Source organism: Stenotrophomonas pictorum JCM 9942 (assembly GCF_001431585.1).
GTDB classification, from domain to species: Bacteria; Pseudomonadota; Gammaproteobacteria; order Xanthomonadales; family Xanthomonadaceae; genus Stenotrophomonas; species Stenotrophomonas pictorum.
Window position 1 is genome coordinate 127,795 of sequence record NZ_LLXS01000004.1, and the last position, 9,380, is coordinate 137,174.

Annotated in this window: 8 protein-coding genes; 3 read left to right on the top strand and 5 right to left on the bottom strand. The window is 68.2% G+C overall.

Translation table 11 applies throughout. The features are described 5' to 3' along the window. Nucleotides 1-30 precede the first annotated feature (30 nt). Together ARC78_RS01200 and ARC78_RS01205 are read right to left on the bottom strand one after the other, a co-directional pair. Nucleotides 31-750: a ketosynthase gene (locus tag ARC78_RS01200; protein WP_241772611.1), complete on the bottom strand. Its 720-nt coding sequence runs from the start codon at nucleotides 748-750 to the stop codon at nucleotides 31-33. 10 nt (nucleotides 751-760) lie between these two features. After that, a complete protein-coding gene (locus tag ARC78_RS01205) occupies nucleotides 761-1,030 on the bottom strand; it encodes a phosphopantetheine-binding protein (protein ID WP_054659917.1) in 270 nt (89 codons plus the stop codon). Between the two features lie 220 nt (nucleotides 1,031-1,250). On the opposite strand from ARC78_RS01205, the gene ARC78_RS01210 reads away from it, so the two are divergent. Next, nucleotides 1,251-2,264, top strand: a complete 1,014-nt coding sequence (locus ARC78_RS01210) for a chorismate transformation FkbO/Hyg5 family protein (RefSeq protein ID WP_054659915.1) — start codon at nucleotides 1,251-1,253, stop codon at nucleotides 2,262-2,264. 33 nt (nucleotides 2,265-2,297) lie between these two features. Here the strand turns inward: ARC78_RS01210 and ARC78_RS01215 are convergent, their stop codons facing one another. From ARC78_RS01215 to ARC78_RS01225, 3 genes are all read right to left on the bottom strand, one after another. Further along, on the bottom strand, nucleotides 2,298-3,644 hold the full coding sequence (locus ARC78_RS01215) for an AMP-binding protein (protein WP_057505552.1): 1,347 nt from the start codon (nucleotides 3,642-3,644) through the stop codon (nucleotides 2,298-2,300). A gap of 117 nt (nucleotides 3,645-3,761) precedes the next feature. Beyond that, complete coding sequence (gene cydB / locus ARC78_RS01220; protein ID WP_054660308.1) at nucleotides 3,762-4,775, bottom strand: cytochrome d ubiquinol oxidase subunit II; 1,014 nt, start codon at nucleotides 4,773-4,775, stop codon at nucleotides 3,762-3,764. A gap of 1 nt (nucleotide 4,776) precedes the next feature. Continuing rightward, nucleotides 4,777-6,171 carry a cytochrome ubiquinol oxidase subunit I gene (locus tag ARC78_RS01225; protein ID WP_054660306.1) on the bottom strand — a complete coding sequence of 465 codons (1,395 nt, stop codon included), beginning with the start codon at nucleotides 6,169-6,171 and terminating at the stop codon, nucleotides 4,777-4,779. 305 nt (nucleotides 6,172-6,476) lie between these two features. On the opposite strand from ARC78_RS01225, the gene ARC78_RS01230 reads away from it, so the two are divergent. Both ARC78_RS01230 and ARC78_RS01235 read left to right on the top strand, forming a co-directional pair. Continuing rightward, nucleotides 6,477-8,843 carry a S9 family peptidase gene (locus ARC78_RS01230; RefSeq protein ID WP_057505553.1) on the top strand — a complete coding sequence of 789 codons (2,367 nt, stop codon included), beginning with the start codon at nucleotides 6,477-6,479 and terminating at the stop codon, nucleotides 8,841-8,843. Between the two features lie 95 nt (nucleotides 8,844-8,938). Next, a partial coding sequence (locus ARC78_RS01235; protein ID WP_096144876.1) for an NUDIX hydrolase occupies nucleotides 8,939-9,380 on the top strand: 442 nt, incomplete at its 3' end.

Genomic DNA, 9,380 nt, shown 5'->3' on the forward strand with positions numbered 1-9,380 from the left:
GCCGCAAAGGATAACCGGCGCCGGTACCGCTCAGCGCAACAGGTCGCGCCAGAACGCGGGACCCAGCTGCGCCATCTGCCGCGCGAACTGCACGGCGTTGCGATCTGGACGGTCCGGGAACAGGCGCGTACGCAGCGCGTATTCGAGCACGAAGAACCCTCCGATCAGGCCCCAGTTGGCGATATTGGCGCACCATGACCACTGCTCATGGGTGACCGGCCACCACGGCCGCAGGCCCAACATGACCAGCAGCCCCCCCGGTACGGCGCTGGCCGCCAAGGCCAGGTTCAAGGCCGCCAGCAGCACCAGCACCGCCACCCAGGCCCCGGTCAGCTGACGGGTATAGCGCTCCAGCGCGGCGGTCACCGGCATGCCGGCACGCTGATACAGCGCGCGCATGATGCGCCCGATCAACGGCACCTGGCCTGCGCCCAGCGTGCGGGCGAACCCCCACGCCACCAGCAGCGGGAACACCACCGGCGGAGCCAGCAGCAGCATCCACGCCAGCGGCGAGCCGGCCAACCACACCAGCGCCAGCGTGCACAGCAGCAGTAGCGGCAGGGCCCAGCCGCGGCGCTGTGCCAGCGGCGCCAACAACAGCAGCAGTACCAGACTGAACATCGCCGCCGCCGCCCAGATCCCGTCGCTACGGAGGCTGGCCACGTGCGACAGCAGCGGGTAGGCCAGCAGCAGCAGCATGCGGATCAGCGCAGCGGCCGCACCGTGGCCGGAAGGAGGCGCAACAGCCACGCGCTCCACCTCAGGCGGGCTTGTTGGCGTCGATATGAGCCGAAAGCGAGCGCAGCGACGTGAAAATACGCCGGTTGTCCTCATTGTCCGAGCGCAGCTGGAAGCCGTAGCGCTTGCTGATGGCCAGCGCAAGCTCCAACGCATCAATCGAATCCAGGCCCAGGCCGTCATTGAACAGCGGCGCCTCCGGATCGATCTGCGACGGAGTGACGTCCTCCAGGTTCAGGCTTTCCACCAGCAATTCAGCCAATGCGGCCTCGGACGGGGTTTGTGGCGACATGTACAGGTCCAGCGACGATTATGGAGGCGTAACGATCCGGCATCACCGTCGATAGCGCAACCGCGGTGGAAAAAACACGCGCGCTATCATGTGCCATCCCGGTTACACCGAATGTCCAGCGCATGATGTTTCCAGCACCACCCCCGTTGCCGCCCACCCCGTCCGGCCTTGCCCGCGATACCACGCCGGTCACCGCATGTGCGTGTTCCGGTAGCGCACCATGAGCGCCCATGCGGCGGTGACGTCCGCGTTGGCCGCATTGACCGTCGACTATGTGCCGGCCGCGCAGCTGCCGCTGTTGCTGGCCGATCCGCGGGTGCTGGCCATCTTCGCCTTTCATGCCGGCCGCGACGCGCCGGCCAGTGACGATCCGCGTTATCTGCAGGTAGGCCTGCAGGCCCATGGTGAACCGCAGCTGGAAGTGTGGCGCAGCCGCGCGCCGGTGCGCAGCGGACGCGACGCGAACGGCCTGGCCTGGGCCAGCGATGGCGCGCTGCTGTTTGGCGCCATGCAGATTGATGAGGCTACCGCCGGCGGCATCCTGGAAGCCTCGCAGCAGGCCTACGCGCAGATGCTTGCCGCGCTGCCGCAGCACGGTTACCCGCATCTGCTGCGGATCTGGAATTACTTCGATGCCATCACCGAAGGCGACGGTGACCAGGAGCGTTATCGACAATTCTGCATCGGCCGCGCCCGCGGCCTGGGCACGGTTGATCCGACCACCCTGCCGGCGGCCACCGCGATCGGCCGGGTGGATGGCGTACGGGTACTGCAGGTCTACTGGCTGGCCGCCCGCGAACCGGGCATTCCACTGGAGAACCCGCGTCAGGTCAGCGCCTACCGCTATCCGCGCCAGTACGGGCCGCAGCCCCCCAGTTTCGCCCGCGCCATGCTGGCCGCGCCCGGCAGTGCGCTGCCCTTGCTGCTGTCCGGGACCGCCAGCGTGGTCGGACACCAGACCCTGCACACCGACTGCACCGCCCTCCAGCTGCAGGAAACATTCGCCAACTTCACCGCGTTGATCGACGCGGCACGCCAGCATGTCCCCGCGCTGCCGCCACAGTTCGGCGCCGGGAGCCGGCTCAAGGTCTATGTGCGCGACGGTGACGAGCTGGCGCAGGTGCAACAACAGCTGTCACAGCATCTGGGGGCGCAGGTGCCGCGGTTGCTGCTGCATGCAACGGTGTGCCGCCGCGACCTGCGCGTGGAGATCGACGGCGTCCACGGCGGCTGAGCCGGCGGCGCAAAAGGCCCGGCGCTGCGGGGCTCAGTGGCCCAGCAGCGCCAGCAGCGCATCGCGCGGCAGCTTGCCGGTCTCGTTGCGCGGCAGCGCCTCGACCTTGCGCAACGGCCGCGGCAGGAACACCGGGTCCATCAGCATACGCAGCTCCTGCAGCAGCTCTGCCACCTCGCGCTGCGGGGCCACCACCAGCGCGGCGATGCGACCCACCGTATGTCCCGGTTCCGGCGCCAGCTGCAGCACCACCGCATCCTCGACCCCCTCGAGTGCCTGCAGTTTGCGGGTCAGGTCGCCCAGCGAGGCGCGCTTGCCGGCGATCTCCAGCAGATCGGCCCGTCGCCCGCGCAGCACGAAGCGGTCGCCGGGCAGCAGCTCCACCAGGTCGGCCAGCAACACCGGCGTGGCCAGGTGCGGGGCATGGATGCGGGTGCCATCGGGCTGCGGTTCCAGCCAGACCCCCGGCAGCAGTTGCCAGGCGGTCTCGCGGGCGGTACGGCGGCGGGCGAAGATGCAGGTCTCGGTGGAGCCGAACACCTCGCGCACCTCGGTGTGGAAACGCTGCTCGGCGGCGGCGGCCAGTTCCTGCGGCAGCGGGGCGGTGGCGGTGACGATCCCGGCCAGCGGCGGCAGCGCCACGCCCGATTCGACCAGCGCTTTCAGGTGCACCGGTGTGGTGACCAGCAGCCGCGGCGCCGGTACCGTGGCCAGCGCCTGCGCCACATCCTGCGGAAAGAACGGGCGCCCGGCCTGCAGCGTGGCCGGTGCCAGCAACGGCAGCAGCACCGACATCTCCATGCCGTACATGTGCTGCGGCGGCACCGTGGCCACCAGCGAGGGCTGCGCCGGCCCCCACAGGTCCTGCAGCGCCTGCAGGTTCTGCGCGGTACTGGTCAGGAACGAGCCCCAGGTCTTGGGATTGGCGCCGGGTACACCGGTGCTGCCCGAAGTGAAGCCGATCGCCACCAGCTGCTGCTCGGCCAGCTGCGGCACCGGTCCGGCCAGCTGCGGCAGCTCGGCCGGCAGCACATGGCAGTCTGGCGGCAGCCGCTCCGGCGCGGCATCGCCCACGCAATAGGTCTGCGCATAGCGCTGCCGCACATCGGCCACCACCGCCGGGGCACGCGAGGACGGCAGCAGATTCACCTGGCCGCGCAGTGCGATCGCACAGAACGCCACCAGGAAGCGGTAGCGGTCTTCACACAGATTGACCGCATGCCGGCCCGCCGGCAGTTGCGCCGCGACCCCGCGCACCTGCGCCAGGAAGGTAGCCAGCGTCACCGGGCCGCTGCCGAGCACCGCCAATGGCCGGTCGCTGGGGCCGGTGGCAAGTGGATGGACGGCGCGGGAGGAAGCTGCTTCGGGGGCAACGGGCATACGACAACCACGACCTCGGCTGGGCGAATGGACGACCGGCCGCACCGGGGCGCGGACAACCGGCGGCTAGCTTGGCGGCGGCTTGCCCGGCTGGCAAGCCGCACGCGCCATGCCGGGTCAGTGGTAGCCCATCTCGGCGGTGACCTTGCCGCGGAACACGCGGTAGGACCACACCGTATAGCCCAGGATCACCGGCAGCAGCAGCGCCAGTCCGACCATGCTGAAACCCAGCGACGTGGCCGGCGCGGCGGCCTGCCACAGCGTCATCGTCGGCGGCAGCAGGTACGGCCACATGCCCAGCACCAGGCCGAGGAAGCCCAGCACGAACAGCGCCAGGGTCAGCAGGAACGGCGGCAGGTCGCGGCGCGGGTGCATCGCGCTGCGCCACAGCGCCACCGCCACCGCCAGCGTCAGCAGCGGCACCGGTGACAGCCACCAGAAGTTGCCGTCGCTGAACCAGCGTTCCATCACCCGCGACTGCAGGAACGGCAGCCAGGTGCTAACCAGGCCCATGAACACGAGCACCGCCACCATCAGTGGCCGCGTCAGCGACCGCGCCAGCGCCTGCTCCCGGCCGCCGGTCTTGAGGATCAACCAGGTGCTGCCCAGCAACGCATAGCCGGTGACCACCGCCACCCCGGTCAGCATCGAAAACGGGCTGAACCAGCCGAACGCACCGCCGACATAGCGCCCGTCCTGCATCTTCAAACCTTCCACCAGCGCGCCCAGAATCACGCCCTGCGCGAAAGCGGCCAGCAGCGAGCCCAGTGCGAAGGACACGCTCCACAGCCGGCGCGAACGCTGCGCCTTGAAGCGGAACTCGAACGCCACGCCACGGAACACCAGCGCCATCACCAGCAGCAGCACCGGCAGATACAGCGCCGACAGCAGCGCCGCATAGGCCTTGGGAAAGGCGGTCATCAACCCGGCGCCGCCGAGCACCAGCCAGGTTTCGTTGCCGTCCCAGATCGGCGCGGCGGTGTTCATCATCACATCCAGCTGCGACTCGTCCTCGGCGAACGGCGCCAGGATGCCGATGCCGAGCACGAAGCCGTCCAGCACCACGTACATCAGCACGCCAAAACCGATCACCGCGAACCACGCCACCGTCAACACGGTTGCCATGTCCATGTCAGCGCCCCTCCAGCGGTTCATCGGCGCCGGACAGCGGCCGCGCCGGTGTATGCGTGCCGTCATCGCGCGGCGGCTGTTCATGCGGCGCCGGGCCGGAACGCAGGATCTTGGCCAGGTACCAGGTGCCCCAACCGAACACGAACAGATAGCCGATGACGTAGACCGCCAGCGACAGCGCGGTCATCCACGCGCTGTGCGACCCGACCGCATCGGCCGTGCGCAGCACGCCAGACACCACCCACGGTTGCCGGCCCATTTCGGTGACGAACCAGCCGGCCACCAGCGCCATGAAACCGCTGGGCAGCATCCAGTGCCAGCCGCGCAGCAGCCATGTGGACTGCAGCAGGCGTCCACGCCACAGCTGGAAGGCCGAGATCCAGGCCACCAGCAGCATCAGCGTGCCGATCCCGACCATGATGCGGAACGCGTAGAACACCGGCACCACCGGCGGCCGCTCGCTGGCCGGCACCGAGCTCAGCGGCGCAAAGGTGCCATCCAGGCTGTGGGTGAGGATCACGCTGCCGAGCTTGGGAATGGCGATCTCGTAATCGTTGCGTTCTTCTTTTTCGTTGGGCACGGCGAACACCACCAGCGGCACACCCTCACCGGGCGGGGTGTCATGCCAGTGCGCTTCCATCGCGGCGATCTTCATCGGCTGGTGCTTGAGCGTGTTCAGGCCGTGCATGTCGCCGACGAAAATCTGCACCGGCACCGTGAGCGCGGCGAAGGCGACGGCGGCCACCAGCATTTTGCGGCCGGCTTCCAGGTGCACACCGCGGCGCAGGTACCAGGCCCCGACGCCGCCGATGACGAAACAGGTGGTGATGAACGAGCCCAGCGCCATGTGCGCCAGCCGGTACGGGAAGGACGGATTGAACACCACCTGCCACCAGTCCTGGGGATGCACGATGCCGTCGATGATCGTGTAGCCGGCCGGGGTGTGCAGCCAGCTGTTGGAGGACAGGATCCAGAACGTGGAAAACAGCGTGCCCAGCGCCACCATGCAGGTGGAGAAAAAATGCAGCCGCGGTGAGACCCGGTCCCAGCCGAACAGCATCACCCCCAGGAAACTGGCCTCCAGGAAGAACGCGGTGAGCACTTCGTAAGTGAGCAATGGCCCGATCACGGTACCGGCCACTTCGCTCAGGCGTGGCCAGTTGGTGCCGAACTGGAAGGCCATGACGATGCCGCTGACCACGCCCATGCCAAAGGACACGGCGAAGATCTTCTGCCAGAAGAAGAACAGCTCGCGCCAGACCGGATTGCGGGTGCGCAGCCAGCGCCATTCGACGAAGGCCAGCCAGCTGGCCGTGCCGATGGTGAAGGCCGGAAACAGCACATGGAAACTGACAACGAACCCGAACTGGATCCTGGATAACAGCAGCGCGTCCACAGCGCTTCTCCGCACGACGTGTAATTGGGGCAATTCTGGTCCGGTATTGGTTAAGAACGGATGTGACCGGTTGTCGCAGTGCGTCAAACTGCCACCGCGGCACGGCGGCCCGTCCGGCCGCCACGCCCCCACGCGGGCAGCGGAGGCGTGACGGCTGGCCGGTCATCCGCCGGGCCAGCCGGCTGTCCGCGCGGCTTGCCGAATCCGGCCCCCGGCGCGCCGGTTGCCGCGCCCATGACCTGTGGCCCAGCCCGGGCGCAGGCCGGACTGCTAGGCTTGTGCGGTTTTCTTTCCCGGTATCCGCAATGCCCAGACTCCTGCCGCTGTCCCTGCTGTTGTTGGCCGCTTTCGGCACCGCCCACGCCGCGCCCACGCCGATCACCATCGAACAGGCCATGGCCGACCCGGACTGGATCGGCCCGCCGGTGGAATCGGCGTGGTGGTCATGGAACGGGCAGCGGGTGGAGTACACGCTCAAGCGCCCGGGCAGCGCGGTACGCGACAGCTTCCGCCTGCCGCTGGCCGGCGGCGTCGCCCAGCAGGTGGCGGACGACCAGCGCGGCACGCTGGATGCGGCCAACCGCGTCTATGACGGCAGCCGCCAACGCATGGCGTTCGTGCGCAATGGCGATGTGTTCGTGCGCGATCTGCGCAACGGCACCCTGAGCCAGATCACCCGCAGCAACGAACGCGCCAGTGGTGTCAATTTCGCCAGCGATGGCGGTGTGATCTGGAAAGTGGGCAACAACTGGTTCCACTGGAACCCGCGCAGCGGGGTGACCAGCCAGGTGGCCCAGCTCAAGGCCGAGAAGAATCCGGCCGACGCGCCCAAAGCCGATGTGCTTCGCGACCAGCAGCTGCGCACCCTGTCCACGCTGCGCAGCGACCGCGCCCAGCGCGAGGAACTGCGCGAGCAGGGCGAGCGCTGGCGCCAGGCCGATCCGACCCGCGCGCCGGCGCCGATCTTCCTCGGCGCCGAGGTCGAGATCGTCGACAGTGTGCTCTCGCCCGATGCGCGCCACCTGATCGTGGTGACCAAGCCCAAGGGTTATGAGGAAGGCCGCGGCGGCAAGATGCCGCTGTACGTGACCGAGTCCGGCTATGAGGAAGCCGAAGACACCCGCACCCGCGTGGGTCGCAACAATCCCGAGCCGCACGCGTTCTGGCTGGCCGACGCCGCCACCGGCAAGGTCCAGGCGCTGTCACTGGATGATCTGCCCGGCATCGCCACCGACCCGCTGGCCGCGCTGCGCAAGAAGGCCGGCAAGGACCCGCTCAAGGGCAACCGTCCGCTGGAAGTGATGAGCGAGTTCATGGGCGGCGGTATCCGCTGGAATGCCGACGGCAGCCAGGCGGCAATCATGCTGCGCGCCAACGACAACAAGGACCGCTGGATCGCCACCACCAGCGCCACCCGCACCAAACTGGAAAGCCGCCATCGCCTGACAGACGCCGGCTGGATCAACTGGGGCTTCAACGATTACGGCTGGATGCCCGATGGCCGCACGCTGTGGCTGCTGTCGGAGGAATCGGGCTACTCGCACCTGTACACGCAAAGTGGCAGTGGCAAGCCCAGGGCGATCACGTCGGGCAACTGGGAAGCCTCGGCACCGGTACTCAGCGCCGACGGCAGCAGCTTCTACTTCCTGTGCAACCAGAAATGGCCCGGCGACTACGAAGTGTGCAACGTCAACGCCAACGGCGGTGCCGTGCGCGAAGTGACCGCGCTGGACGGCGTGGAAGACTTCAGCCTGTCACCGGATGGCGGGCAGCTGCTGGTGCGGTATTCGGCACCCTACCTGCCGGCGCAGATCGCCGTGCTGCCCAGCAGCGGCGGCGAAGCACGCCCGCTCACCGACACCCGCAGCGCCGCCTTCAAGGCCCGAGAATGGGTGCAGCCGCAGATGGTGCAGGTGCCGTCCAAGCACGGCGCCGGCCATATCTGGGCCAAGTACTACGGCCCGGAGAAGCTCGAAGCGGGCAGGCAGTATCCGATCGCCATGTTCGTGCACGGTGCCGGCTACCTGCAGAACGTGCATGCGCGCTATTCCAACTACTTCCGCGAGCAGATGTTCCACAACCTGCTGGTGCAGCAGGGCTACATCGTGCTGGACATGGATTACCGCGGCAGCGAGGGCTATGGCCGCAACTGGCGTACAGCCATCTACCGCAACATGGGCCATCCGGAGCTGGAGGACTACCTGGACGGCCTGGACTGGCTGGTCGAGACCAAGCAGGGCGACCGCGACCGCGCCGGCATCTACGGCGGCTCCTATGGCGGCTTCATGACCTACATGGCGCTGTTCCGTTCTCCGGGCACCTTCAAGGCCGGCGCCGCGCTGCGTCCGGTCGGCGACTGGCACCAGTACAACCACGCCTACACCAGCAACATCCTCAACACCCCGGACATCGACCCGGAGGCCTACCGCATCTCCTCGCCGATTGAATATGCCGAAGGCCTGCAGGACCACCTGCTGATCGCGCACGGCATGATGGATGACAACGTGTTCTTCCAGGACTCGGTCAACATGAGCCAGAAGCTGATCGAGCTGCACAAGGACACCTGGTCGATCGCGCCCTACCCGCTGGAACGCCACGGCTACACCCGCGCCGACTCCTGGCTGGACCAGTACAAGCGCATCTACAAGCTGTTCGAGCAGGAACTGAAGTAAGCACCAAGGGCGCCGCACGGCGCCCTTCTTACCGAGGATGGCGGCGCCCTGGAAACAGCGCCCGCCACCAATTCCACCGCACAGGGAGTCTCGCCGTGTCCCCCTCCGATTCCCCGATCCGCATCGTCACCGCGGTGATCCTCGATGACGCCGGCCGCGTGCTGGTGGTCCGCAAGCACGGCTCGGACACCTTCATCCAGCCCGGCGGCAAGCGCGAACCCGGCGAGGAGGCGCTGCAGACGCTGGCCCGCGAGCTGCACGAGGAACTGGGCGTGAGGCTGCGACCGGACGGTGCACAGGCCCTGGGCGTGTTCGAGGAAACTGCGGTCAACGAACCCGGCCGGCGCGTGCAAGGTGAAGCCTGGCGGGTGCGGGTCGAGGGTACGCCGCAGGTGCAGGCCGAGATTGCCGAGCTGGCGTGGATTCCATTGCAGCCCCCGCATGGCGTACGTCTGGCGCCACTGAGCGCCCGCCATATCCTGCCGGCCGCCGCCGTGCTGGCGGGTCCGCCCGGGCCGGGGCAACCGGCCGGAACGG